Below are 22858 nucleotides of genomic sequence, written 5' to 3' on the forward strand. Positions count from 1 at the left end.
AAGAGGCCGGACCCTGCGAAGGTCCGGCCTCTTTGTGATTGGAGCGGGCGATGAGATTCGAACTCACGACCCTAACCTTGGCAAGGTTATGCTCTACCCCTGAGCTACGCCCGCATCCTGTTCCGATGGCATCTCGTTTCGCCTTCGGTGAGCGGTGATTTATGGGACTGGGCCGGGGGGTGCAAGGGGAAAATTTCGACTTTCGGCAGATTTTTTTCCGGCCGGTTCGGCGAAAGCCGTTACATGGGCCGGACCTCGTCAGCCAGCGTCGTTCCCGATCCGGCCCAGATGGGTATCGCGAAAACCGCTCGCGGATTTCAGCCCGTAACCCAGGGCCCGATCCCCACCTATATGGGCCAGCCAGATCGCCCCGGCGGCGATCAGCGGAGGCTGGCCGGCCAGTAATCCCAACAGCGCCAGCAGCAACCCGCAGGCATAAAGATGAAAGACGTTATAAACGGCGGCGCCGATACGCGGCCCGGCCAGATAGCCGAGCATGGACAGATCGGGGGCCAGAAGCGCAATCGGCCAGAGCCAGAGCGGCCAGCCGGGCTGCGTCGCCCCGGCAAGGGGCAGGGCGGCGGCAAGGACCAGCCCGCCCTCGATCCGCTGCCAGAGAACCGGTGTCACTCTGCCGCCCGGATGCGCGCGGGTTTCAGCATCGAGGCGAGGTAGCGCCCGGTATGGCTTTGTCCGGCCCCTGCCACGGTTTCGGGTGTGCCGGTGGCCACGATCCGCCCACCGCCATCGCCGCCCTCGGGGCCGATATCGATGATCCAGTCGGCGGTCTTGACGACGTCCAGGTTATGCTCGATCACCACCACCGTATTGCCCTGCTCGACAAGGGAATGCAGCACCTCCAGCAGCTTGCGGACATCCTCGAAATGCAGGCCGGTGGTCGGCTCGTCGAGGATATAGAGCGTGCGCCCGGTCGAACGGCGGCTGAGTTCCTTGGACAGCTTGACACGCTGCGCCTCGCCGCCCGAAAGGGTCGTCGCCTGCTGACCGACCTTGATATAGCCAAGCCCCACCTGCATCAGCGCGTCCATCTTTTCGCGGATCGAGGGAACGGCGGTAAAGAATTGCTGCGCATCCTCGACCGTCATGTCGAGAACATCGGCGATGCTCTTGCCCTTGAACTTGATCTCCAGCGTCTCGCGGTTGTAGCGCGCGCCCTTGCAGGTCTCGCATTCGACATAGACATCGGGCAGGAAATGCATCTCGATCTTGATGACGCCGTCGCCCTGGCAGGCCTCGCAGCGGCCGCCCTTGACGTTGAAGCTGAACCGTCCGGGCTTGTAGCCGCGCGCCTTGGATTCGGGCAGACCGGCGAACCAGTCGCGGATCGGGGTGAAGGCGCCGGTATAGGTGGCGGGGTTCGAGCGTGGCGTGCGGCCGATGGGGCGCTGGTCGATATCGATGACCTTGTCCAGATGCTCCAGCCCCTTGATGGTTTCGCAGGGGGACGGGGTCTGGCGCGCGCCGTTCAGGCGCAGCGAGGCGGTCTTGAACAATGTCTCGATGGTCAGCGTCGATTTGCCGCCGCCCGAGACGCCGGTGACGCAGATGAACTTGCCCAGGGGAAATTCGGCGGTGACCTCTTTCAGGTTGTTGCCGGTGGCCTTGACCACCGTGACCGATTTGCCGGTGCCCTTGCGCCGCTCTGACGGGACGGCGATTTCGCGCGCGCCCGAGAGGTATTGCCCCGTCAGGCTGTTGGGATCGGCGGCGATCTGGTCGGGCGTGCCGTGGCTGACCACGGTGCCGCCATGCACACCGCGCCCGGTCCCATGTCGAAAACGTAATCGGCATGGCGGATCGCATCCTCGTCATGCTCGACCACCAGCACCGAATTGCCCTGGTCGCGCAGGTTGACCAGCGTGCACAGCAGCCGGTCATTGTCACGTTGATGCAGGCCGATGGACGGCTCGTCCAGCACGTAAAGCACCCCGGTCAAGCCGCTGCCGATCTGGCTGGCAAGGCGGATGCGCTGGCTTTCGCCGCCCGACAGGGTTCCCGCTGCCCGCGACAGGGTCAGGTAGTCGAGCCCGACATTCACCAGGAACCCAAGCCGCTCGCGGATCTCCTTGAGGATCGCGGCGGCGATCTCGTTCTTCTGCTTGGACAGATGTTGCGGCGCATCCTCGACCCAGGCCAATGCCTCCTTGATCGACAGTTCGACCACCTGTCCGACATGATTGCCCGCGATCCTGACGGCCAGCGCCTCGGGTTTCAGGCGATAGCCGTTGCAGGCGCCGCAGGGGCGGTTGTTCTGGTAGCGTTCGAACTCCTCGCGCACCCATTGCGAATCGGATTCGCGCAAGCGGCGTTCCATGTTGGGGATGACCCCTTCGAAGGCCCGGGACACCTCGTAGACCCGCCCGGCATCATCGAAACGGAACTTGATCTGCTCATCGCCCGAGCCGAACAGGAACAGGCGCCGCACCTCCTCGGGTAGATCCGTCCACGGGGTCTTCTTGTCGAAGCCGTAATGCTTTGCCAGCGCGTTGATGGTCTGGGTCAGATAGGCCGATTTCGACTTGGCCCATGGCGCGATTGCCCCCTTGGCCACCGATAGCGAGGCATCCGGCACCACCAGCCGCTCGTCGAAGAACAGCTCGACCCCAAGCCCGTCACAGACCGGACAGGCGCCGAAAGGGGCGTTGAAGGAAAACAGGCGCGGCTCGATCTCGGGGATGGTGAAGCCGCTGACGGGGCAGGCGAAATTCTCGCTGAAGGTGATCCGCTCGGGCTCGCCCTCGGCCGGGGCGGTTTCCAGAACCGCGATCCCGTCGGCCAGGTCGAGCGCGGTGCGCAGGCTGTCGGCCAGCCGCGTCTCCAGCCCCTCGCGCACGACCAGCCGGTCCACCACGACGTCGATATCGTGGCGGAATTTCTTGTCGAGCGTGGGCGGCTCGTCCAGCTCATGGAACTGCCCATCGACCTTGACGCGCTGGAACCCCTGCTTGCGAAGCTCCAGGAATTCCTTCCTGTATTCGCCCTTCCGGTCGCGCACGATCGGGGCCAGCAGATAGGCACGGGTGCCTTCCTCCATCGCCATGATCCGGTCGACCATGTCCTGCACCTGTTGCGCCTCGATCGGCAGACCGGTCGCGGGGGAATAGGGCGTGCCGGCACGGGCAAAGAGCAGCCGCAGGTAATCGTAGATCTCGGTGACGGTCCCGACGGTCGAGCGGGGGTTCTTCGAGGTCGTCTTCTGTTCGATGGAAATCGCCGGGCTGAGGCCGCTGATATGATCCATATCCGGCTTGCCCATCATGTCGAGGAACTGCCGCGCATAGGCCGACAGGCTTTCGACATAGCGCCGCTGCCCCTCGGCATAGACCGTATCGAAGGCGAGGCTGGATTTGCCGCTGCCCGACAGCCCGGTGATCACCACCAGCTTGTCGCGCGGAATATCCATATCCACGTTCTTGAGATTATGCTCGCGCGCGCCGCGAATCTCGATGAACTTCTGTTCCATTAGGCGTGCCCCGACCGATCCGCTGCCAGACATAATACCGGCACCCGAAATAGCAACCCGCTTATGAGAACATAAAGCGAACGAAGCCGCAAGCGGCGAAATGGAAAGAGGGTCATCTTGACAGGCGGTTTCCAATAAGCCCCCGTAAGTTGCCTTCTTCTTTACGAAAATATCCTCGGGGGAGTCCGGCCCGCCGGGGCCGGGCGGGGGCGGACAGCCCCCTGTCTAGGCTGCCATTCCAAGCTGCGACAGAAAGCGATCCATCTCGGGCCCCATTGCTGCGCGGCTGGCGAACAGCGTCGCCTGTGACCGCAGGATCGGCTCTTCCGACAGGATTTTCAGGTTGTTGGCCCGCAGGGTCTCGCCCGAGCTGGTGATATCGGCGATGGCCTCGGCGGTCTGATTCGCCACCGTGCCCTCGGTCGCGCCCTGGCTGTCCACCAACTGGTAGTCCGCGATCTCGTGATGCGCCAACCATGCCCGCACCAGCCGGTGGTATTTCGTCGCGATCCGCAGCCGGAACCCGTGCGCCGCGCGGAAATCGCGGGCGATCGAGGACAGGTCGTCCAGCGTCTCGCAATCGCGCCAGCATTCGGGAACGGCCAGGATCAGGTCGGCATGGCCAAAGCCCATCCCGGCGATCTCGACGATATCCGAGCGCCATCCGGCCAGCTTTTCCCGCACAAGGTCGGTGCCGGTCACGCCCAGCTCGATCCGGCCCGCCCGCAGCTCCCGCGGGATTTCCCCCGCCGACAGCAGCACCAGCGACAGGCCATCGGCCCCATCGACCCGCCCGGCATATTCGCGATCCGAGCCGCTGCGCGACAGCCGCACGCCGCGATCGGCGAACCAGTCGAATGTCTGCTCCATCAACCGCCCCTTCGAGGGCACCCCAAGCCGGATCATGTCGCCTCCAGTTCCGCCAGCAATCCGGGGCGGATGATGCCACCCACCGCCGGGATGGCGCGGCCCTTGCCCAGCACCGCCGTCAGCGCATCATAGCGCCCGCCCGTGGCCAGCGGTGGCCAATCCGGGTGCCCGGCCAGGAAGCTGAAGGTGAAACCGTCGTAATATTCCATCGTCGTCCGGCCGTGGCTGGCATCGAACACCACCTGCGCCGGGTCGATCCCGGCATCGGCGATTGCCGCGAACCGGGTCTCGATCCGTTCGACCGCCGGTGCGATTCCGGGCCAGTCCGAAACGAGTTCCCGCAGCGCCGCCAATGCCTCGGGCGCAGGGCCGCGCACCGCGAAAAGCCGATCGAGCCGCTCGCTCCAGATGGCGGGCAGCGGCGCCGTGGCGGCATCGGCGCGCAGCCGGGCGATCCGTGTCACCATTTCCGACTCGCTGCGCAGGCCCGCCCAGCTGGCCCGGGTCACCGGAAAGTCGCGGGCCATGGCGGGGGTCGAGAAACGTGCCAGAAGGCGTTGAAAACGCACGGGCCGCCAGATGTGATGCAGCAATGCGTCGCGGCGCGGATCGGGCAGGGGCAGGCCCCGGACCGCGTCCCGCAGCAGGCCCATATCGCCGGTTTCGGACCGGACCCCATAGGGGGGCAAAAGGCGATGGAACAGCGCGAAGATCTCGGCATCCGCGCTTGCCTCGCGCGAGAACAGCTCGAACCCCGCCTGCAGGTATTCATTGTCGCGCGGGTTTTCCGGGCGGGTATCGCCCATGTCCTGCTTGCGGAACACCTCGCCCAGGTAGCAGTAGCGCGCCGGTTCCGCCCCGTTTTCCATATGCGCCTGCACCACGGGCACGGTGAAATCGGGCCGCAGCATCATCTCGCCCCGGATCGGATCGGCGGTGACATAGGCGCGGGCGCGGATATCCTCGCCATAAAGATCCAGCAGGCTTTCGGCGGGCAGCAGGATGTCGGGCGCGATCTCGACCGCCCCTGCATCGCGGAACGCCGCCAGCAGCTTCTGGCCGAGCACCTGCTTGTCGCGCTTGGAGGTCATCCGAGGATCCGCCGCACTTCATCCACCAGATCCGCGCGCGGAACCTCGGTCTGCGCGGGTTGGGCCTTCCATTCCTCATGGCTGGCCTCCGAGGCGAGTTTCGCGCCCAGCACCAGGTCCTTGACCTGCACCACGCCGCGCTCGGCCTCGTCCCCACCCTGGATGATGGCGACCGGAGCGCCGCGCTTGTCGGCATATTTCAACTGGTTGCCGAAATTCTTCGGATTGCCCAGGTAGACCTCGGCCCGGATCCCGGCGGCGCGCAGATCGGCGGCCATGGCCTGGTAATCGGCCATCCGGTCGCGATCCATCACCGTCACGACCACCGGCCCCACCCCATCCGCACCGGCCAGCCCCTTGGCGCGCAGGGCGGCCAGCAGCCGGTCCACGCCGATGCTGATCCCGGTCGCCGGGACCTTCTGGTCGGTAAAGCGTTCCACCAGCCCGTCATAGCGCCCGCCGCCCGCGACAGAGCCGAATTGCCGCTTGCGGCCCTTGTCGTCGAGGATCTCGAAGGTCAGCTCGGCCTCGAAGACCGGGCCGGTATAGTAGCCGAGGCCCCGCACCACCGAGGGGTCGATGACCGCGCGATCCTCGCCGATGCCCATCGCTTTCAGCATGGCGGCGATCTCGTCCAACTCTATTATTCCTTGCATGCCACTTGGCGAGGTGGCTACTGTCTCGGCGAGATTTTTCATTGTTTGTTCGTTATTCTCTCCCTTTGCTGTCAAGAAGGCGATGACAAGTTCAATTTGATCATCTGTTAGACCAACACCTTCAATAAAGGCTCCCGAACTATCTTTTCGACCTTTGCCTAAAAGCTCACACACACCAACTCGTCCTACCTTGTCGAACTTGTCGATCGTTCGCAGCACCGCCTGTTTTTGCTCAGCAATAGTCGGGTTGCCCTCGATAATAGCGTGGGCAACATTTTCAATACTACCAAAGACAGCCTCCAGCACCCCATCTAGCACCTTGCGGTTATTGATTCGCACGATGTAGTCGCCCCGCGCTATCCCCACGGCTTCAAGCGCATCTGTCAGCATTGCGCAGATCTCGGCATCCGCTGCCACCGAGGCCGATCCCACCGTATCCGCGTCGCATTGATAGAACTGGCGGAACCGTCCCGGTCCCGGCTTCTCGTTGCGCCAGACAGGTCCCATGGCATAGCGCCGGTAGGGCGTGGGCAGATCGTTGCGGAACTGCGCCGCCACCCGCGCCAGCGGCGCGGTCAGGTCATAGCGCAGCGCCAGCCAGTCGCCAGAGCCGCCGCCCGGCACTGCCTCTTCCTGCCATGCGAAGACACCGGCATTGGGGCGATCCACATCGGGCAGGAACTTCCCAAGCGCCTCGACCGTCTCGACGGCGCTGGTTTCCAGCGGGTCGAAACCGTGGCGATGGTATATTTCCGCGATACGGTCCAGCATCGCCTTGCGTTCGGTCACATCCGCGCCAAAATAGTCGCGAAAGCCCTTCGGCGTTTCCGCCTTGGGACGGGGTTGTTTCTTTTTATCCTTCGCCATGGTCCTGCGCCTTTCCGGCCAAATCCGTGGCTGCTCTAACGGAAGGGGGCCAGATGGACAAGCAGCAGCAGGCACGGATCGAGCATCTCGAAGAGGCGCTCGCTCATCTGACGCGCCTGACGGATGATCTCAGCGAGGTCATCGCCCGGCAGGATACCGAGATCGCCCGGCTGACCCGCCGTGTCGAAATGCTGATGCGGGCCGAGGCCGAGCGCGAGGCCGATACCGGCGGCACCGCCCCGCTGGCCGATCAGCGCCCGCCGCATTGGTAAACGCGTCCCTTTCTTCTTCATGAAAATATCCCGGGGAGCGCAGGCCTGTTTCCATCGGGGAAACGGGCCTGCGCGGGGGCAGGGCCCCCGGTCTTCGGCGACGGCAAGACTCGCCTGACCGAAATCCCCGCTTTTCCCCGCCTGCCGCATGCGCTAGACCCTGCTGCGGACAATTTTCGGGCAATGGAAGGACCGGTTCATGGCCAATGTGGTGGTTGTCGGCGCACAATGGGGCGACGAGGGCAAGGGCAAGATCGTCGATTGGCTCAGCGAGCGCGCCGATGTGATCGCGCGGTTTCAGGGCGGCCATAATGCCGGTCATACGCTGGTCATCGGCAATACGGTGTTCAAGCTTTCGCTGCTGCCCTCGGGGATCGTGCGCGAGGGCAAGCTGGCGGTGATCGGCAATGGCGTGGTCCTTGACCCGTGGTCGCTGTTCTCCGAGATCGACAGGCTGACCGCGCAAGGCGTCGGGATCTCGACCGAGAACCTGATGATCGCCGAGAACACGCCGCTGATCCTGCCGCTGCACCAGGATCTCGACAAGCTGCGCGAAGAGGCCGCGGGCAAGGCGCGTATCGGCACCACCGGGCGCGGCATCGGCCCGGCCTATGAGGACAAGGTGGGACGCCGCACCATCCGCGTCGCCGATCTGGGCGATGAAGAGACGCTGGACGCGCGGCTCGACCGGCTTCTGGCCCATCACGACGCGCTGCGGCAGGGGCTGAATGCCGAGCCGATCGACCGGGCAAAGCTGAAGGCCATGCTGCAGGAGATCGCTCCCAAGCTGCTGCCCTATGCGCAGCCGGTCTGGAAGGTCATGGCCGAGGCGCGCAAATCCGGCAAGCGGATCCTGTTCGAGGGTGCGCAGGGCTCGCTGCTCGACATCGATTTCGGCACCTATCCCTATGTGACCAGTTCGACCACCATGTCGGGCATGGCTGCCTCGGGCACCGGGATGGGACCGGGGGCGATCGATTTCGTGCTGGGCATCGTCAAGGCCTATACGACCCGCGTCGGCGAAGGTCCGTTCCCGACCGAGCTTCACGACGCCGACGGCCAGCGCCTTGGCGAGCGCGGCCATGAATTCGGCACCGTCACCGGGCGTCAGCGGCGCTGTGGCTGGTTCGACGCGGTCCTGGTGCGCCAGACCTGCGCGATCTCGGGGGTCAATGGCATCGCCCTGACCAAGCTTGACGTGCTGGACGGGTTCGAGAAGCTGAAAATCTGCGTCGGCTACGAGATCGACGGCAAGCAATATGACTACCTGCCGACCGCCGCCGCATTGCAGGCGAAGGTCACGCCGATCTATGAAGAAATGGACGGCTGGCAGGAATCGACCGCCGGTGCGCGAAGCTGGGCCGACCTGCCCGCCGAGGCGGTGAAATATGTCCGCCGCGTCGAGGAACTGATCCAATGCCCGGTCGCCTTGCTGTCCACCAGCCCCGAGCGTGACGACACGATCCTCGTAACCGATCCGTTCGCCGACTGATCGGGGCAGGGAGGCGGGACGAACCGGCTGGTTCGCCTCACCTTCGGACTCGATTTCCCTGTCCCGTCAGCTATACGGATATCAGAACATCGCCCGGAGCGGATCGGAAATGAAGAAATCGAATGCCGTCCTGATCCTGCTGCTTGTCCTCGAACTCCTGCTGGTGCTGGGGACGTGGTTCCTGGTCTCGCAGATCCGCTCTGGCGCATGGGGAGAATGGGATGAGCCGGAGGCGTTGAAACGCCTGATGACCGTGGCGTTCGGTGCCGCGCCATTGATCGCCATCCCCTTCGTGATCATCATTTTCTCGTTGCGCCGCAAGGGACAATGAGCGAAGCGGTAAGTAAAAAGAGACCACCGGTCCCGGTGATCCGGACCGGCCAACGAAGGCGGCGATGGCAAGGTATGACTGCATGGACCTGAAAACCCGCAAACGCCTGTCGATCCTGGTCCTGGTGCTGGGGCTGCCGGCCTATATCATCGTGGCGGTGACGCTGGCGAACTGGCTGGATGCGCGTTTCGGGCGGCAGCCGATCTGGATCGAGTTGCTGGTCTATATCGGTCTTGGCATCATCTGGATCCTGCCGCTGAAACGCCTGTTCACCGGGATCGGCCGGGACGAATGATCCCGCCGCTGGTGATATCGGAGAGGGGGGTGACGGTCGTCGGTGGCGGAGCGATCCGCCCGGTCGAGCTGATGACCGCGCTGAGCCTTGCTCCGACCATGGTGGCCGCCGACGGGGGCGCGGACCGGGCGCTTTCGCTCGGGCAGGCCCCGGATTGGGTGATCGGGGATCTGGACAGCATCAGCAGCGCCGCGCGCGAGATTATCCCGGCCGAGCGTATCGTCCATGTGGCCGAACAGGACAGCACCGATTTCTCCAAATGCCTGACCCGGATCGCGTCGCCCTTCGTGCTTGCGGTCGGGTTCTCGGGGCTGCGGCTGGATCACACCTTGGCGGTGTTGACGGCGCTGGTGAATATTCGCCGCCCGCCGGCGATCATGCTCAATTCCGAGGATATCGTCCTGGTGGCTCCGCCGCGCCTGACCCTGCCGCTGATGCCGGGCACGCGGGTTTCGCTGTATCCGATGGGACCGGCGCGCGGGGTGAGCACGGGGCTTGAATGGCCCATCGAGGGAATCGATTTCGCCCCCGGCATGCGGGTGGGAACCTCGAACCGTGCGACCGGACTGGTGACGCTGCGGCTCGAAGGGCAGATGTTGCTCATCCTGCCGCGGGAAACGCTGATGACGGTGCTGACGGCCTTGCGATTGCCGAAAGGCTAGGGAAGCCCATCACGGACCCGTGCGGCGGTTGCCGTGCCGTGCCGGATGGCTTATCTGCAGGGGCGAAACCCGGAGGCTGTGATGTCGCTGAACCCGATCCGTCCATGGCGCAATATCGAGCGGCGGAAATCCCGCCAGATCATGGTGGGCTCCGTGCCGGTCGGCGGCGACGCCCCGATATCCGTGCAGACCATGACCAATACCGATGGCCATGACGTGCGGGCCACGCTGGACCAGGTGATCCGCGCCGCCGATGCGGGGGCGGATATCGTGCGTATCTCGGCCCCCGACCAGGAGACGACACGGGCATTGAAGGAAATCTGCCGCGAAAGCCCGGTGCCGATCGTCGCCGACATCCATTTCCACTACAAGCGCGCCATCGAGGCGGCCGAGGCGGGCGTGGCCTGCCTGCGGATCAATCCCGGCAATATCGGCAGTGCCGAGCGGGTGCGCGAGGTCATCCGGGCCGCGCGCGATCATGGCTGTTCGATGCGGATCGGGGTGAATGCCGGCTCTCTGGAAAAGCACCTGCTGGAGAAATATGGCGAGCCCTGCCCTGATGCCATGGTCGAATCCGGGTTGGATCATATCAAGATATTGCAGGACAACGATTTTCACGAGTTCAAGATCAGCGTGAAGGCATCGGATGTCTTTCTTGCCGCCACCGCCTATCAACAATTGGCCGAGGCGACCGACGCGCCGATCCATCTGGGCATCACCGAAGCAGGCGGTTTCGTCGGCGGCACGGTGAAATCGGCCATCGGATTGGGCAACCTGCTGTGGATGGGCATCGGAGACACGATCCGCGTCAGCCTGTCCGCCGATCCGGTCGAAGAGGTGAAGGTCGGCTTCGAGATCCTGAAATCACTGGGCTTGCGGACGCGCGGGGTGCAGATCATCTCTTGCCCTTCCTGCGCGCGTCAGGGCTTTGACGTCATCAAGACGGTGGAAAAGCTGGAACAGCGGCTGGAGCATATCAAGACCCCGATGAGCCTCTCGATCATCGGCTGCGTGGTGAACGGGCCGGGCGAGGCGCTGATGACCGATATCGGCTTTACCGGCGGCGGCGCGGGAAGCGGCATGGTCTACATGGCCGGACGCCAAAGCCACAAGATGGGCAATGAGCAGATGATCGACCATATCGTGCAACTGGTCGAGGAACGCGCCGCGAAGATCGAGGCGGAAGCGGCGGGAACCCCCGCCTGATAATTCAGCCGGGTTATTCGCTTTTGAAAAGCGTTTAATATTATCTCGGAAGGTCCCGCGGGTCTTCTGAAATCTGAATTATTGGTTAATGTATACAAATTTCTTTAAATTTTAGCGAAGCAATGCTATCGTGCCTTACATGACAAAAATTGAAAGGAATTTCCGGAGAGTTCGGAAGTCGTAATTCACGTAAAGCGCGAAAATACGGATATTCACCAGCCTGATGGTTGTAACCGGGCGGATGCCGTCGGTTTGTTATCGAGTAAAGGGTTTGTTTCATGGAAGATAATCTCACGCTGACGGATTCCGTCACTGACCAGGATAATCCCGCATATGAGCTGAACGGGGTATTCGCGGTTACCAGCGCCAAGGTCGGGGACGTGACCGTCGTCATCGGCGGATCGCATGATGGCGAAGGCGGGCTGAGCGCGTTCGTGCTGGACAGCGAAACCGGCGAATTGTCGCAAACGGCGCCGAATGCCAATGTCCATGTGGACCAGCTGCGGCCCGAGGCATTGTCGGTGGTGACGACCTCGCAGGGAACCTTCCTCTACGCGGCTGGTGAGAATGACGGTCTCTGGGTATATGAGATCGACGAGAATGGCGGATTGACGCAATTGCCGTCTTCCGGGCCCGGTCAGGCAAATTATGGCAGCGATCCCGGCGACAACAACCTGCGCAATATCGAGGCGATGACGCCGCTGACAGGCGAGGACGGGCATCAATATCTTCTGAATACCAGCATCAATGACCGCGATTTGACCTTGTGGCAGATCGCCGAAGACGGAACGCTGACCCAGGCCGAGAAGGTGGATGATGACGGAACCCTGCAAATTGACGACGTGCGCGGCGCTGATGTCGTCAATGTCGCCGGCCGGGATTTTGCAATCGTCGGTGGAGGCGAAGACGGTGTCAGCGTGTTTCACGTCGATGCCGACGGGAAATTGCAGAACAGCTATAACATCCATGACAATCAGTCAGATGGCAGGGATGGCGAGGGTAATATCATTTCCGGAAACGGGGTTGCTGCGACCGAGTTGAACGATATCGACTGGATCACCACGACCACGACACCATCCGGTGCGGGATATGTCTATGTGGGCGGGCAAGATAACGGAATCACGGTTTTCGGGATCGATGCCGATGGCAAGTTGTCCGTTGTCCAGAACCTGGGAAACGGGACCTACACCGATGCGCAGGGAAACGAGGTGAATATCAGTCTCGGTAACCTGCGCGGCGCAGATGTCGCCGGGTTCGGTGAGACCAGACATTGGTTGTGGGATCATACGGGGATCAGGCGCTCTATTCGTTCCAGATTGATCCGGAGAGCGGAGAACTGATATTCGCCAATAAACTTGACGCGCAGACGGCTGACCAGGAGGCCGGTCCGGGCGTCGGCACCGTGGAATCGGTCCATGCAACGGGGACTTATCTTGTTACCGGCTCGGGTAACGATTCCCTGGATATATACAAGGCAGCGGTCTGCTATTGCAAAGGAACCATGATCCGGACCGCCCGGGGCCAAGTGCCGGTGGAAGAGCTGGAAGTCGGAGAACTCGTGGACACGCTGGACGGCGGCTTTCAACCTGTCAGGTGGATCGGGCACAGGCATTTCACGCGAGAGGATTTACGGAACAATCCAAAATTATATCCCGTGCGGATCGAGAATGGTGCGATTGGACCGCAAAACCCATCGAAAACCCTTTATGTTTCTCGCCAGCATTGTATCTACGTCAATTCAAAAATCGTTAAACGTGTATTGGGTGTGACCGAGGCGCTGCTTCCTGCAATCAAGTTGATCGATTTGCCCGGAGTGTTTATCGATCAGGAAGTCCAGCATGTCGATTATTTCCACATTCTCCTGGATAATCATCAGGTCGTCTTCGCGAATGATCTTCCGGCCGAGTCATTATATCTGGGAGAGCAGGCACTCATTTCTCTCGGTGACGAAGCAAGGGAGGAATTGATCACGATTTTCCCCGATCTCTTCGATCCGAAGAATGAGATTCTGCTCGCAAGGCCCCGGGTTCAAAGAAAGAAGCCGATCGCCGATCTCATCAGGAAATCTCTGAAGAACAATCAAAGCCTGCTGAGAGGTGACAGCCAGCCCCGCGATGCCGGGCATGTCTCGATATGATATGCGATAACCGGGGGGTTATCCCCCGGTATGGCTCATATGCCGGGTCATCTGGCCGGCCACCGTCTGGCGTGAATAGTCGAAATCATGGCCCTTGGGCTTGCGGGCGATGGCCGCGCGGATGGCGTTACGCAGCGCCGCATCGTCTTCGGAGGCGCGCAGCGGCGCGCGCAGATCGGCCTGATCCTCTTGTCCGAGGCACATGTACAATTCGCCCGTGCAGGTGACGCGCACGCGGTTGCAGCTTTCACAGAAATTATGGGTCAGCGGGGTGATGAAGCCGATTTTCTGCCCGGTTTCCTGCAGGCGGACATAGCGCGCGGGTCCTCCGGTCCGTTCTGCCAGATCGAGCAGGGTGAAACGCTCGGACAACTGGGCGCGAAGATCGGTCAGCGGCCAGTATTGGTCCAGCCGGTCCTCATTGCCGAGATCGCCCATCGGCATGACCTCGATGAAGGTCAGGTCATGACCCTCGTCACCGCACCATTTCACCAGGTCGAACAACTCCGAATCATTCACGCCCTTCAGGGCCACGGCGTTGATCTTGACCCGCAACCCCGCGGCCTGCGCGGCCTTGATCCCCTCCAGCACCTGCGGCAGGCGGCCCCAACGTGTGATTTCGGCGAATTTCCCGGCATCCAGCGTGTCGAGAGAGACATTCACCCGCCGCACGCCGCAATCGACCAGTTCGCTGGCGAAGCGGCCAAGCTGGCTGCCATTGGTGGTCAAGGTCAGCTCGTCCAGGCCCTCGCCCAGATGACGCGACATCTGCTGGAAGAACCCCATGATACCGCGCCTGACCAGCGGCTCTCCGCCGGTGATGCGCAGCTTGCGGACTCCAAGCCCGACGAAGACCGAGCAGAGTCGGTCCAGCTCCTCCAGCGTCAGCAGCTCGGCCTTGGGCAGGAATTGCATATGCTCGGCCATGCAATAGACGCAGCGAAAGTCGCAGCGATCCGTGACCGATACCCGCAAATAGGTAATCGGCCGTGCAAATGGGTCGATAAGAGGAGGGGAAGCCGCATGGGTCATGGGATCAATCTAGTAATTTCGCATTTGATGCACAAGCTTCCGCCGATCACGCGACCGCTTATGGACGGCGCGAGTTGTCGCGGGCTAATCTGCGGACGAGTTCGAAATTCGAGGAGTGTCATTTCCATGAGCATGTTGAAAGCCGGTTTGGCGGCAAGTCTTTCCCTGCTGGTTCTTGCTGGCTGCGATCTGTCCAGAACGGGGACGGCCACGACCGGGCGCCCGGCGCAATCCGCGAAACCGGGCGAGGTCGAGACGCAATTGTCCAGCGAACAGCTTGCTGCCGTCACTGCGGTCACCCGCGCACCTTCGCCCCGGCCGGCTGCGCGGGCAACTCCGGCCCAGCTGGACACCACCACGGCAGAGCAGAAGGCGGCGGCTGCCAAGGCTCCGGAAACCAGCGAGGTCAAACTGGGCACCACCGTCGCCTCGCTCGGGAACCCGACCGAGGGTGGGTTCTGGATCAAGACCCCGCTGGTCAAGGCGCGTGGCGTCGGCCGGATCCGGAATCCCGAGAACGGCAAATCCGCCAAGGTCGATCTGATTCCGCTGGATGCCCCGGCTAGCGGCGGCAGCCAGGTCTCGTTGCCGGCCCTGCAACTGATCGGGGTGTCGCTGACCGATCTGCCGGTGATCGAAGTGTTCAAATCCTGACAAGGCGGGAAGAGGGGCGTTCCCGGCCCTGACCTGAATCGGCCCCGGCCGCCGCCGCAAGAAGATGGTGGCGGCAGCGGCATGTCAGCGCTAAAAGGCGGGCATAATCACTGAGGTGCCTCCGATGTCACATTCCTCCGACCCGCAACCCATGACTTCCCGCCGCAGCGGCCCCTTGACCGGCGAGGCGCAGGTTCCCGGCGACAAGTCGATCAGTCATCGCGCGCTGATCCTTGGTGCCCTATCGGTCGGCGAGACGCGGATCACCGGGCTGCTCGAAGGGCAGGATGTGCTGGACACGGCCAGGGCCATGGCGGCCTTCGGAGCGCAGGTCGAACGGCTCGGGCCGGGGGAATGGTCGGTGCATGGCGTCGGCGTGGGCGGCTTTGCCGCGCCGGAATCCGTCATCGATTGCGGCAATTCCGGAACCGGTGTGCGGCTGATCATGGGGGCGATGGCGACGACCCCGATTACCGCGACATTCACCGGCGATGCCAGCCTGTCGCGCCGCCCGATGGCGCGGGTCACGGTGCCGCTGGCGCAATTCGGCGCCGAGATCGCTGCGCGCGAGGGGGATTGCCTGCCGATCACCATCAGGGGGGCGGCGGATCCGCTGCCACTGCGCTATCGGACCCCGGTGGCCAGTGCGCAGATCAAATCGGCGGTCCTGCTGGCCGGGCTGAACGCGCCGGGCGAGACGGTAGTGATCGAGGCGGAACCGACCCGCGACCATTCCGAGCGGATGCTGGCCGGATTCGGCGCTGATATCCGGACGGAGACCACGGCAGAGGGCCATGTGATCACGCTGACCGGCCGGCCCGAGCTGCGCGCCCAGCCCGTGGCGGTGCCGCGTGATCCGTCCAGCGCCGCTTTCCCGGTGGCCGCGGCGCTGATCGTGCCGGGCTCGGCCATCCGCGTGCCCGGCGTGTCCCGCAATCCGACGCGCGACGGGCTTTATGTCACGCTGCTCGAGATGGGCGCGGATATCCGTTTCGAGAATGAGCGCGAGGAAGGCGGAGAGCCTGTCGCCGACCTGGTCGTGCGCCACGGCCCGCTCAAGGGCGTCAGCGTGCCGCCCGAACGCGCCGCCAGCATGATCGACGAATTCCCGATCCTGTCGGTGATCGCGGCCTTTGCCGAGGGCCGGACGGTGATGAATGGCGTGGCCGAGCTGCGCGTCAAGGAAAGCGACCGCATCGACGCGATGGCGCGCGGGCTGGAGGCCAATGGCGTCAAGGTCGAGGAAACGCGGGACAGCATGACGGTTCACGGAATGGCTTCGGTGCCGGGCGGAGGCATGGCGGCTACCCATCTGGATCATCGCATCGCGATGTCCTTCCTGGTCCTCGGCCTGGCGAGCGAAGCCCCGGTCACGGTGGATGACGGCAGTCCGATCACAACCTCTTTCCCCGATTTCCTGCCGCTGATGCGGGGTTTGGGTGCTGATATCGGGAAGTCGGATTGAGTAAAACTTTCAGCAGGTTCCCATTGTTCATTACGAACATGTAATGCATACAATATGGTGGTGGTTTCCGGTATGGTGCCACGATTACAGAGTGAGGATTTCTAGTTGAACAAGCAGAAAATGATATTGTCCGCAGTTGCGGTTCTGTCCGTTGCCGCGTGCGGCAGCGATGGTTCTTCCGGCGGCGGTAGCGGGGGAAATACGGGCGGAAACACGGCGCCCAGCTATAATCAGCTCAGGGCGGAGGCAGGGGAATTCCTGTGGGATCATGGCCTTGTCGATGGTTTGAACCCCGATTTCACCCCGGCTCACAGGATGCCGACGAGGGGGACCGCACATTATAGCGGCGTCGGTTCCGTCAAGCTCGGTGACGGCACTGCATCTGGCGGTGATCAGGTCCTGGGACGTGCAAGGATGACAGCGAACTTCGATGATTCCAGTGTCACCGGCACGGTTCGTAACTTCAAGGCGGCACCTGGTCATTCCACGACCGGCGGCAGCCTGGATCTGAATGGCACGATCGACAGGAACACGGTGCTCGGAAATGTCAATGGCAAGGTCAATATCGACTCGCGCAATTACAATATCAATGCTCCGATGGCCGGACGTTTCCTTGACGACGATGCCGATGCCTTCGCCGGCGTCGCCGAAGGGGTGACCGGAAAGAATGGCACTCCCTTCCTCGTGGGGATCGGCGTTGAAGATGACTAGGTGATGAGAACCCGCCATGTCCTAGCAGCACGCGGGGCATGGCGGGAACATAGTTTCCAAGCTCTGGGAATATTCGCTGTGGCCTGTGGGGTCCGAGCCGGTCCCGAAGGAACTGTAAATGTTGATTTGTCTGTTGCGCTCAGTTGGTTGCATTTCCGAGGAAGCAGGGTCATTGCACCGAAAGGCTTGGATGGTGACCTGCGCTGCGTTCTGCCTGTCCTTGCTTTTCGCAGGCACCGCCCAAGCGGAGGAAGAATTTCCCGGTTGGTATGCGTCGCTGATCTCCGGCTCTGATCGGCTTGCGCTCTATTCCGCCGCGCGGGCGGGGGTCGAGGGTGCCATTCCGCCATTGATTTACCGGACCGGCGGGATGCATCGCGGCGCGGCACCCCGGGTGATCGCGCGTGATGTCGACGCTCGCCCGATCCTTTACTACGCCACGAATTTCAATGGCGGCATACCCGGCGCGCAAATCAGCCTGGGCGGACTCGATTTCACCATAGATGACGAATCGCGTGCCAAAAGCGGTATCGTCGCCGGCGCGTCTGTATCTGGCGGGCTGGTCGCCAGCTATCGCAGGGGATCGCTGCTGCGCCTTTCCTTTGGCAGTTCCGCCGAATGGCTGACCGGCGAGGGGTTGCGGCGGCAGCAGCTTGGCGTCTCGGGTTGCGGCCAGCACCATCTTGGCGGATGGACATGGCTTGACGGCTGCATCGGTGCCATCCGCGTCTGGCGCAGCTATGACAGGCATGTGTCGCAGCAGAATATCTCGCTTGGTCCGACCGTGATCTACACCGCTGGCGGCATCGACCAGCAATTCGGGCTCCGCGCCAAGCGGATATTCCACGAGGACGGACCGCAAAACGGGCTGCAAGCCGACTGGATCGGGGCTTTTTCCGGTATCGGTGCCATCAGCATCGGGCTTGAATGGGCCGAGATGCTGGAGGGAGAGAATACCACCCTGCGCGGCATGTCACTGGGTCTTGTTCGCCCGACCGAGTTCAGTCCCGTCAAGGTCAGCCTGAACTATGACGAAACCGGCGGATACCGGCTGGCGGGCAGGGACCGCAAGGATCGCACGATCTCGTTGGGCGTGGAGATGCCCGTGACCGAAAAGATCGGTCTCGATGCGACGATCGGGCGCCGCGCTTCGACGATTGACGCCTATGACGAAAGCTTCTGGCGCTTCAATGTCGATCTGCGGGACTGGTGATCCCGTGAGAAACGGCGTCAGCCTTGCTGCCGCGGATAGCCTGCATCACGCAGCGCCGCGGCGATTTCGTCGAGTATGACAGGATCGTCGATGGTGGCGGGGGCGCTGACCTCTTCGCCATTGGCGAGCTTTACCATTGTCGCCCGCAGGATCTTGCCCGAACGTGTCTTGGGTAACCGCTCCACGACGCAGGCCGTTCTGAACGCCGCGACGGGGCCGATCCTGTCGCGGACCAGCGCGACCACCTCGCGCGCGATCTGGTCATTGCCGGTCTCGACCCTCCGCTTGAGGCATAGAAAACCAAGGGGCACCTCCCCCTTGAGCGCATCTGCCACGCCGATGACCGCGCATTCCGCGACCGCCGGATGCGAGGCCAGAACCTCTTCCATCGCGCCGGTGGACAGGCGGTGTCCCGCGACATTGATCACGTCATCGGTGCGCGCCATGATATAGAGATAGCCATCCTCGTCGACATAGCCCGCATCGCCGGTTTCGTAATAGCCGGGGAATCGCTCCAGATAGGCCTTGCGAAACCGCGCTTCGGCATTCCATAGCGAGGGCAGGGTGCCCGGTGGCAGGGGCAGCTTCACGGCGATGGAGCCCAGGGTTCCCGTCGGGACCGGTGTCCCCGCATCATCGAGGATTTGCACGTCATAGCCCGGCATCGCCACCGACGGGCTGCCTTTCTTGACCGGCATATGCTCGATCCCGAAGGGATTGGCGGCGATGGACCAGCCGGTCTCGGTCTGCCACCAATGATCCAGCACCGGCAGATGCAGGCGATCTTCCAGCCATTGGATCGTGTCGGGATCGGCGCGTTCACCGGCAAGGAAGACCGCCTGCAGGCTGGAAAGGTCGTAATTCCCGATCAACTCGCCCTCCGGATCCTCGCGTTTCACCGCGCGGATCGCGGTCGGGGCGGTGAAGAAGCTCTTGACCCCATGCTCGCCGATCACCCGCCAGATGGTGCCCGCATCCGGCGTGCCCACCGGCTTGCCCTCGAAGACGACGGTGGTCGCGCCGGTGATCAGCGGTGCATAGCAGATATAGCTGTGTCCCACGACCCAACCGACATCCGAGGCGGCCCAGAACACGTCTCCGGCATTGATGCCGTAGATATTTCCCATCGACCAGTTCAGCGCGACGAGATGCCCGGCCGTGTGGCGGATGACGCCCTTGGGCTGTCCGGTCGTGCCTGAAGTGTAAAGGATATAGGCCGGGTGGTTGCCCTCGACGGCGACGCAATCGGCGGGCATGACCCCTTGCTGGAATGCCTGCCATTCGTGATCGCGTTCCGGGATCAGGTCGGCGATGGCCTGCTCCCGCTGCAGGATCACGCAGAAATCGGGCTTATGCGCGGCGCTGTCGATGGCCGCGTCCAGCAAGGGCTTGTAATGAACGATGCGTCCCGGCTCCAGCCCGCAGGAGGCGGCGATGATGGCGCGCGGCTTGGCGTCATCGATACGGACGGCCAGTTCCCGGGCGGCAAAGCCCCCGAATACGACCGAATGGATGGCGCCGATCCGAGTGCAGGCGAGCATTGCCTCCAACGCCTCGGGGACCATCGGCATATAGATGATGACACGGTCGCCCTTGCCGACCCCCCTGGCGCGCAACGCACCGGCAAGCCGGGCCACCCGGTCGCGCAGGTCACGGAAAGTCAGGCTCTGGCGCGTTCCGGTGATCGGGCTGTCATGGATGATGGCCGGCTGGTCGCCCCGGCCAGCCTCGACATGGCGGTCAACCGCATTCCAGCAGGTATTGACCAGGGCATCCGCGAACCATTCGCCCGCCGGTCCCTGATCGAACCAGGCGCGGCTTGGTGGGCGCTCCCAATCGATCTGCCGCGCCGCATCCATCCAGAACCCTTCCGGATCCGATTTCCACGAGTCGTAAACCTGCCGATACTCCATGTCGCGCCCCTCCCTGTATTTGGGAAAGTGTTACGCGATCAGGTCAGTCCGCTGCAACTCTGCTTCTTCTTTGCCCAAATACCTTGCAGGGGGTCCGGGGGACGCAAGGCCCCCGGCCATCGCGGGACGCAATCGTGATCCTGCCGATCCCTCAACTGTAATGCGCGACCGGTGTCCCGGCGAGTACGCTCATGTTCAACAACCCGCGCGTGGTGATCGAGGGGGTCACGATATGGGCGCGGTTGCCCATGCCCATCAGGATCGGCCCGACCTCCAGCCCGTTGGCGCAGATCTTCAGCGCGTTGCGCACGCCGGATGCGGCATCGGTGCCGGGAAAGACCACGATATTCGCCGCGCCTTCCAGCCGCGATCCGGGGAAGATGCGCTCGCGCAACTCCGGGTCGAGCGCCGCGTCGACATGCATCTCTCCATCATACATGAAGTCGGGTTTCCGGGCCTCCAGCAATTCCATCGCCGCGCGCATCTTGCGTCCGGTATAGCTGTCCAGATTGCCGAATTGCGAATGGCTGCACAGCGCGATCCGCGGCGTGACGCCAAAGCGGCGGACATGGCGGGCCGCGCCGATGACGGTTTCGGCCACCTGCTGCGGAGTCGGATCGTTATGGCATTGCGTGTCGGCGACGAAAAGCGGGCCATTCTCCATGATGATCATCGACAGCGCACCCACCGGCTGCAACCCGTCGCGGGCCAGGATCTGGCGGATATATTGCAGATGCCATGAATATTGACCGAAGGTTCCGCAGATCAGGCTGTCGGCCTCTTCGCGATGCACCATGACCGCGCCGATGGCCGTGGTATTGGTGCGCATGATGGCGCGGGCGATGTCGGGGCTGACCCCGCGCCGTGCCATCAACTGGTGATAGGTCTCCCAGTAATCGCGATAGCGCGGGTCGTTTTCGGGGTTCACGATCTCGAAATCCCGCTCGGGCCGGATCGGCAGGCCGGCGCGCTCGGCACGCATCGAGATCACCTCGGGGCGGCCGATCAGGATCGGCACATCGGTGGTCTCCTCCAGCATCGCATTGGCGGCGCGCAGCACGCGTTCGTCCTCGCCCTCGGCAAAGACGATGCGGCGGGTGGCGGTGGCGGCGGCCTCGAAGACCGGGCGCATGATCAGCGCCGAGCGGAAGACCGAGCCATCCAGCCGGTGCTTGTAGGCATCCAGATCCTCGATCGGGCGGGTTGCCACCCCGGTTTCCATCGCGGCGCGGGCCACGGCCGAGGACACGACGCCGATCAGGCGCGGGTCGAAGGGCTTGGGGATCAGGTAGTCGGGGCCGAAGGTCAGGGTCTCGCCGCGATAGGCGGCAGCGGCCTCGGCCGCCGTGGTGGCGCGCGCCAGCGCCGCGATGCCTTCGACGCAGGCGATCTCCATCTCGTCATTGATGGTGGTCGCGCCGACATCCAGCGCGCCCCGGAAGATGAAGGGGAAACACAGGACGTTATTGACCTGGTTGGGAAAATCGCTGCGCCCGGTGGCGATGATCGCATCCGGGGCGACGGCGCGGGCATCGTCGGGCAGGATCTCGGGCGTGGGATTGGCCAGCGCGAAGATGATCGGCTGCTTGCCCATCTTCTGCACCATTTCGGGTGTCAGACGCCCGGCCCCGACAGGCCAAGGAACAGGTCGGCCCCCTCGATCACCTCGCCGAGCCCCCGCAGGTCGCTGGCCTGCGCATAGGCGGCTTTCTGCGGGTTCATGTCCTCGACCCGGCCTTCATAGACCAGCCCGTTGATATCGCAGAGCCAGACATTCTCGCGCTTGACGCCCAGTTTCAGCAGCATGTCGAGACAGGCGATTCCCGCCGCCCCGCCGCCGGTCGAGACGACCTTGATATCGGCGAAGCTCTTGCCCGCCACGCGCAGCGCATTGGTGGCGGCGGCACCCACGACGATGGCAGTGCCGTGCTGGTCGTCGTGGAAGACCGGGATATTCATTCGCTCGCGGCACAGTTTCTCGACGATGAAACAGTCCGGGGCCTTGATGTCTTCGAGATTGATCGCGCCGAAGGTCGGCTCGAGCGAGCAGACGATCTCTGCCAGTTTCTCGGGATCGGATTCGTTCACCTCGATATCGAAACAGTCGATATTGGCGAATTTCTTGAACAGGACCGCCTTGCCCTCCATGACCGGCTTGGAGGCCGCCGCGCCGATATTGCCCAGCCCCAGCACCGCGGTTCCGTTCGTTACCACGGCCACGAGATTGCCGCGTGAAGTGTAGCGGCTGGCATTGGCCGGATCGGCCTTGATCTCCAGGCAGGCCTCGGCGACGCCGGGCGAATAGGCGCGGGACAGGTCGCGGCCATTGGCCAGGGGCTTGGTCGCCCGGATCTCCAGCTTACCCGGACGCGGGAATTCGTGATAATCTAGTGCCGATTGACGGGCGCTGTCCTGCCTGCGGTCGTTCATATTTGCCCCCTCCGATTTCAGGTTAGTTCACCGTTAAACCATTTCTGCGGCGGGGAACAGGAGGGTTCGGCTTGCGT

General features: G+C 63.1%; 18 protein-coding genes, 1 tRNA gene and 2 pseudogenes. 12 read left to right on the plus strand and 9 right to left on the minus strand.

The genetic code is table 11. The features are described 5' to 3' along the window. Nucleotides 1-39: 39 nt before the first annotated feature. From A7A09_RS04920 to hisS, 6 genes and pseudogenes are all read right to left on the minus strand, one after another. Nucleotides 40-114 (minus strand) — tRNA-Gly (locus A7A09_RS04920). 144 nt (nt 115-258) lie between these two features. Next, nucleotides 259-630 carry a DUF4260 domain-containing protein gene (locus A7A09_RS04925; RefSeq protein WP_106690332.1) on the minus strand — a complete coding sequence of 124 codons (372 nt, stop codon included), beginning with the start codon at nt 628-630 and terminating at the stop codon, nt 259-261. After that, nucleotides 627-3484 (minus strand): annotated as a pseudogene (gene uvrA / locus A7A09_RS04930) (excinuclease ABC subunit UvrA). Before uvrA ends, A7A09_RS04925 begins: the two are co-directional and overlap by 4 nt. A 225-nt stretch (nt 3485-3709) precedes the next feature. Continuing rightward, complete coding sequence (gene hisG, locus A7A09_RS04935; protein ID WP_106690333.1) at nt 3710-4390, minus strand: ATP phosphoribosyltransferase; 681 nt, start codon at nt 4388-4390, stop codon at nt 3710-3712. Further along, nucleotides 4387-5445 (minus strand): ATP phosphoribosyltransferase regulatory subunit, encoded by a 1059-nt coding sequence (locus tag A7A09_RS04940; protein ID WP_106690334.1) that lies wholly within the window; start codon nt 5443-5445, stop codon nt 4387-4389. The genes hisG and A7A09_RS04940 overlap by 4 nt, the downstream gene beginning before the upstream one ends. Further along, nucleotides 5442-6968, minus strand: coding sequence for a histidine--tRNA ligase (gene hisS, locus A7A09_RS04945; protein WP_106690335.1), 1527 nt, complete (start codon nt 6966-6968; stop codon nt 5442-5444). The genes A7A09_RS04940 and hisS overlap by 4 nt, the downstream gene beginning before the upstream one ends. A 53-nt stretch (nt 6969-7021) precedes the next feature. On the opposite strand from hisS, the gene A7A09_RS04950 reads away from it, so the two are divergent. The 8 genes from A7A09_RS04950 to A7A09_RS04985 all read left to right on the plus strand — a co-directional run bounded on the left by A7A09_RS04950 (nt 7022) and on the right by A7A09_RS04985 (nt 13363). Beyond that, nucleotides 7022-7240, plus strand: a complete 219-nt coding sequence (locus A7A09_RS04950) for a SlyX family protein (protein WP_106690336.1) — start codon at nt 7022-7024, stop codon at nt 7238-7240. 199 nt (nt 7241-7439) lie between these two features. Next, a complete protein-coding gene (locus A7A09_RS04955; RefSeq protein ID WP_106690337.1) occupies nt 7440-8732 on the plus strand; it encodes an adenylosuccinate synthase in 1293 nt (430 codons plus the stop codon). A 109-nt stretch (nt 8733-8841) separates the two neighbouring features. Next, a complete protein-coding gene (locus A7A09_RS04960) occupies nt 8842-9063 on the plus strand; it encodes a hypothetical protein (RefSeq protein ID WP_106690338.1) in 222 nt (73 codons plus the stop codon). 64 nt (nt 9064-9127) lie between these two features. Then, a complete protein-coding gene (locus A7A09_RS04965) occupies nt 9128-9358 on the plus strand; it encodes a DUF2842 domain-containing protein (RefSeq protein ID WP_245999137.1) in 231 nt (76 codons plus the stop codon). Nucleotides 9359-9387: 29 nt separating this feature from the next. Then, entirely contained in the window at nt 9388-10020 is a 633-nt protein-coding gene (locus A7A09_RS04970; RefSeq protein WP_245999138.1) for a thiamine diphosphokinase, read from the plus strand. Nucleotides 10021-10101: 81 nt separating this feature from the next. Then, a complete protein-coding gene (gene ispG / locus A7A09_RS04975; protein ID WP_106690454.1) occupies nt 10102-11226 on the plus strand; it encodes a flavodoxin-dependent (E)-4-hydroxy-3-methylbut-2-enyl-diphosphate synthase in 1125 nt (374 codons plus the stop codon). A gap of 278 nt (nt 11227-11504) precedes the next feature. Next, entirely contained in the window at nt 11505-12566 is a 1062-nt protein-coding gene (locus A7A09_RS04980; RefSeq protein ID WP_106690341.1) for a lactonase family protein, read from the plus strand. Then, nucleotides 12503-13363: a Hint domain-containing protein gene (locus A7A09_RS04985; RefSeq protein WP_106690342.1), complete on the plus strand. Its 861-nt coding sequence runs from the start codon at nt 12503-12505 to the stop codon at nt 13361-13363. Before A7A09_RS04980 ends, A7A09_RS04985 begins: the two co-directional genes overlap by 64 nt. 18 nt (nt 13364-13381) lie before the next feature. Here the strand turns inward: A7A09_RS04985 and moaA are convergent, their stop codons facing one another. Next, the gene (moaA, locus tag A7A09_RS04990) at nt 13382-14395 is read right to left on the minus strand and encodes a GTP 3',8-cyclase MoaA (protein ID WP_106690343.1); all 1014 of its coding nucleotides are present in this window, start codon (nt 14393-14395) and stop codon (nt 13382-13384) included. Nucleotides 14396-14521: 126 nt separating this feature from the next. Here moaA and A7A09_RS04995 point away from each other — a divergent pair, with 126 nt between their 5' ends. From A7A09_RS04995 to A7A09_RS05010, 4 genes are all read left to right on the plus strand, one after another. Next, nucleotides 14522-15049: a hypothetical protein gene (locus A7A09_RS04995; protein ID WP_245999139.1), complete on the plus strand. Its 528-nt coding sequence runs from the start codon at nt 14522-14524 to the stop codon at nt 15047-15049. 124 nt (nt 15050-15173) lie between these two features. Then, nucleotides 15174-16514 carry a 3-phosphoshikimate 1-carboxyvinyltransferase gene (aroA, locus tag A7A09_RS05000; protein ID WP_106690344.1) on the plus strand — a complete coding sequence of 447 codons (1341 nt, stop codon included), beginning with the start codon at nt 15174-15176 and terminating at the stop codon, nt 16512-16514. A gap of 105 nt (nt 16515-16619) precedes the next feature. Continuing rightward, complete coding sequence (locus A7A09_RS20745; RefSeq protein ID WP_123225474.1) at nt 16620-17225, plus strand: transferrin-binding protein-like solute binding protein; 606 nt, start codon at nt 16620-16622, stop codon at nt 17223-17225. A 190-nt stretch (nt 17226-17415) separates the two neighbouring features. Beyond that, complete coding sequence (locus A7A09_RS05010; RefSeq protein WP_106690346.1) at nt 17416-18438, plus strand: hypothetical protein; 1023 nt, start codon at nt 17416-17418, stop codon at nt 18436-18438. Between the two features lie 17 nt (nt 18439-18455). On the opposite strand, the gene A7A09_RS05015 is transcribed toward A7A09_RS05010, so the two are convergent. Together A7A09_RS05015 and A7A09_RS05020 are read right to left on the minus strand one after the other, a co-directional pair. Continuing rightward, complete coding sequence (locus tag A7A09_RS05015) at nt 18456-20351, minus strand: AMP-binding protein (RefSeq protein ID WP_106690347.1); 1896 nt, start codon at nt 20349-20351, stop codon at nt 18456-18458. Between the two features lie 151 nt (nt 20352-20502). Further along, nucleotides 20503-22781 (minus strand): annotated as a pseudogene (locus A7A09_RS05020) (NADP-dependent malic enzyme). Nucleotides 22782-22858 lie beyond the last annotated feature (77 nt).

This window comes from Paracoccus methylarcula (assembly GCF_003007735.2).
Classification (GTDB): Bacteria; Pseudomonadota; Alphaproteobacteria; order Rhodobacterales; family Rhodobacteraceae; genus Paracoccus; species Paracoccus methylarcula.

Coding starts and splice junctions, on each gene's coding strand:
- hisG (WP_106690333.1), bottom strand. CDS start 4,390: ATGATCCGGCTTGGGGTGCCCTCGAAGGGGCGGTTGATGGAGCAGACA.
- A7A09_RS04940 (WP_106690334.1), bottom strand. CDS start 5,445: ATGACCTCCAAGCGCGACAAGCAGGTGCTCGGCCAGAAGCTGCTGGCG.
- hisS (WP_106690335.1), bottom strand. CDS start 6,968: ATGGCGAAGGATAAAAAGAAACAACCCCGTCCCAAGGCGGAAACGCCG.
- A7A09_RS04950 (WP_106690336.1), top strand. CDS start 7,022: ATGGACAAGCAGCAGCAGGCACGGATCGAGCATCTCGAAGAGGCGCTC.
- A7A09_RS04955 (WP_106690337.1), top strand. CDS start 7,440: ATGGCCAATGTGGTGGTTGTCGGCGCACAATGGGGCGACGAGGGCAAG.
- A7A09_RS04960 (WP_106690338.1), top strand. CDS start 8,842: ATGAAGAAATCGAATGCCGTCCTGATCCTGCTGCTTGTCCTCGAACTC.
- A7A09_RS04965 (WP_245999137.1), top strand. CDS start 9,128: ATGGCAAGGTATGACTGCATGGACCTGAAAACCCGCAAACGCCTGTCG.
- ispG (WP_106690454.1), top strand. CDS start 10,102: ATGTCGCTGAACCCGATCCGTCCATGGCGCAATATCGAGCGGCGGAAA.
- A7A09_RS04980 (WP_106690341.1), top strand. CDS start 11,505: ATGGAAGATAATCTCACGCTGACGGATTCCGTCACTGACCAGGATAAT.
- moaA (WP_106690343.1), bottom strand. CDS start 14,395: ATGACCCATGCGGCTTCCCCTCCTCTTATCGACCCATTTGCACGGCCG.
- A7A09_RS04995 (WP_245999139.1), top strand. CDS start 14,522: ATGAGCATGTTGAAAGCCGGTTTGGCGGCAAGTCTTTCCCTGCTGGTT.
- aroA (WP_106690344.1), top strand. CDS start 15,174: ATGTCACATTCCTCCGACCCGCAACCCATGACTTCCCGCCGCAGCGGC.
- A7A09_RS05010 (WP_106690346.1), top strand. CDS start 17,416: ATGGTGACCTGCGCTGCGTTCTGCCTGTCCTTGCTTTTCGCAGGCACC.
- A7A09_RS05015 (WP_106690347.1), bottom strand. CDS start 20,351: ATGGAGTATCGGCAGGTTTACGACTCGTGGAAATCGGATCCGGAAGGG.